The organism is uncultured Arthrobacter sp., assembly GCF_902805515.1.
Taxonomy (GTDB): domain Bacteria; phylum Actinomycetota; class Actinomycetes; order Actinomycetales; family Micrococcaceae; genus Arthrobacter_D.
In genome coordinates, this window is sequence record NZ_CADCTE010000114.1 from 1 (window position 1) to 2715 (window position 2715).

Here is a 2715-nt window from a genome sequence, read left to right on the forward strand (position 1 = left end):
CCAGCACGCCGGTGACCCCGAAGATCACCTTGTCGAGCCCCTTCGGGCGGGCGGGCCGTGCGGCCACGGACTCTGAACGCCCGGCGCTCTGCTGCAGCTCGTCGAGAATCCGCTCGTTGTCCTCGCTGGGCGGGAGAGGTTCATGGCCGGCAGGGTGCAAGGATCCACCCCGAAGGCCATTCTCCCTGCCTGGTGCGACAGGGGTTTCGTTGTTGATTGCCATGGCTCTTCCTTTGGATGGATGCTCGGGCGGGTCAGATCTGGCCGTTGATGCTCAGTCCGGGCGGGAGGTTGGGGGCATCGCTTGACTCGCTGACCAGAATGTCGCCGTCGACCACGGTTACTTCGTGGACGCGCACGGGAAGCTTGGCCGGCGGGGCATCGACCCTGCCCGTCCGCAGGTCGAACTTCGATGCGTGGAGTGGGCATTCGACCTCGCAGCCCTCGACCCACCCATCGGCGAGGGAGGCGTCCTGATGGGTGCAGGTGTCATCGATCGCGAAAAGCTAGCCGTCCTCCGTATGGAAGACGGCGATGGGTGGGGAGGTATCGAGGCGCAGGGCATCTCCCGGCGCCAGTTCGGTGAGGGGGCATGCCCTATGCATGAAGGTGGCCTCTCTGTGGTGAGGAGCGGTCCCGGCCGGCGGTTGTTCCATATGAATCAACACTGTCCGCAATATGCAACAGCGTGAGCTATGTCACAAGGGATGTCAAGAGTTGCCATTTGCCCTCTTGACACTCAGAGTGACGTGACTCACAGTGTTCCGTATGACGAAGTACGTTGCGCATTACGCACAACCGGTCGAGGAGCTGATTTGCAGACTCTGGTAATCGTTGGGGCTTCCCTCGCCGGGCTTTCGGCAGCACGGGCAGCGCGCGCCCAGGGTTTCACCGGGCGGTTGGTCATCGTCGGAGACGAGCTGCACCGGCCGTATGACCGGCCCCCGCTCTCAAAGGACTTCCTGCTCGGGAGAATCTCGACCGAGGAGCTCGGCCTCGAAGCGGACCTCGACGAGCTGCAGGCGGAATGGGTGCTCGGTGCGCCGGCGGTCTCCCTCGACGCCGCAACCCGCACCGTCCACCTCAAGGGCGGACGATCCATCGAGGCCGACGCGGTGGTCATTGCGACCGGAGCCCGGGCGCGGACGCTTCCGTGCCTGGCCGGGCTGCACAATGTCTTCACCCTGCGGACGATGGCCGATGCGCAAAGCCTCGCCCCGGAGCTTGTGGCCGGCAGCAGGCTGACCATCATCGGCGGCGGGTTCGTTGGCGCCGAGGTCGCCGCGGTTGGGGTCGCCCGCGGCATGGAGGTCACCATCATCGACACCAAGCCCGTGCCCTTCGCCGCCCAGCTGGGTGAGGAGATGGGGGCGCATGTCGCGGCACTCCACCGGGCGAACGGCGTGAACCTCCTGTCGGGCGCGGCAGTCGAGGACTACTACTGCACCGAAGGCAACGTCACCGGGATGCGGCTCGCGGACGGGCGGTACGTCCCGGCCGACGTCGTCGTTGTCGGCATCGGTGCGGAGCCGAACACCGAATGGCTCAAGGGCTCTGGCGTCCTGCTGCACGAAGGCGTCGTCTGCGACGGCATGGGACGCACCAATGTGCCCGGCGTCGTCGCGGTCGGTGACTGTGCCGCCTGGTTCGACAATTCCCGTGGAAGCCACCGGCGGATAGAGCACTGGACCGGAGCGCTCGAACGTCCTGCCCTCGCCGTTGCCGCCCTGCTGGATGCGGATGCCCCCCAGCAGCCGATGCGGCCCGGCTATTTCTGGTCCGATCAGCACGGGGTGAAGCTGCAGTTTGCGGGCGACCGTGCCGGCTCGGACCGGCTGGTGATCGAGGCTGGGGACCCTTCGGTCCACAGCTTCCTCGCCGTGTACTACAGCGGCGACCGCCCGGTGGCCGTGCTCGCGATGAACCAGCCGCGCCTCTTCACCAAGTGGCGGCGCTCCCTGAGCCCCACCCCGGTTCTGGCCGGGGCCGTCTTGTCGTCCTGATCGTTGCTTTCTAGTCCCGTTCCTGGGAGGAGTTGTTGTGTCTGTTGAGGTAAATACGCCGAGTCTGCTCCCGACGTTGCCGGGGTACACCTATGTCGACGAGGGAGTGTTCCGGGCCGAGCAGGAACGGATCTTCGAGCAGATGTGGTTCTGCGCCGTGCGTTCGGCGGACCTGGACAAGCCCGGCGCGTATAAGACGGTGCAGATCGGACGGGAGAGCGTGCTGATCTCACGGACCCGCAAGGGCGGGATCCGCGCCTTCTACAACATCTGCCGGCACCGCGGCGTGAAGCTGTGCATGGAGGAATCGGGGCAGGCCGCGCGGTCGTTCCAGTGCCCGTACCACGCGTGGACCTACGACTTCGAGGGCAAGCTGATCGCGGCACCGAACCTGACAAAGATGCCCGACATCGACAGGGATGAGTACGGCCTGGTGAAGGTGCACCTGCGCGAGTACCTGGGGTACGTCTGGGTGTGCCTGGCCGCCGAGCCGCCCTCCTTCGAGGAGGAGGTCATGGGCGCCATCGAGGAGCGCCTCGGGGACCTGCGGGCCATCGAGGGCTACGACGTGTCAAACCTGAGCGTGGGCAGGCGGATCCGCTACGACGTCAAGGCCAACTGGAAGCTCATCATCGAGAACTTCATGGAGTGCTACCACTGCGCCACGATCCACCCCGAGCTGACCGAGGTGCTGCCGGAGTTCGCCGATGGA

2 protein-coding genes and 2 pseudogenes are annotated in these 2715 nt (G+C 65.9%); 2 read left to right on the forward strand and 2 right to left on the reverse strand.

The features are described 5' to 3' along the window. Together QZX79_RS10120 and QZX79_RS10125 are read right to left on the reverse strand one after the other, a co-directional pair. Window positions 1-223, reverse strand: a pseudogene (locus QZX79_RS10120) (hypothetical protein); the annotation flags it as partial. Between the two features lie 31 nt (window positions 224-254). Then, window positions 255-605: pseudogene (locus tag QZX79_RS10125) on the reverse strand (bifunctional 3-phenylpropionate/cinnamic acid dioxygenase ferredoxin subunit). A gap of 210 nt (window positions 606-815) precedes the next feature. On the opposite strand from QZX79_RS10125, the gene QZX79_RS10130 reads away from it, so the two are divergent. Beyond that, a complete protein-coding gene (locus QZX79_RS10130; RefSeq protein WP_294568135.1) occupies window positions 816-2003 on the forward strand; it encodes an NAD(P)/FAD-dependent oxidoreductase in 1188 nt (395 codons plus the stop codon). A gap of 37 nt (window positions 2004-2040) precedes the next feature. Further along, on the forward strand, window positions 2041-2715 hold a 675-nt coding region (locus tag QZX79_RS10135), incomplete at its 3' end, for an aromatic ring-hydroxylating dioxygenase subunit alpha (RefSeq protein ID WP_294568137.1).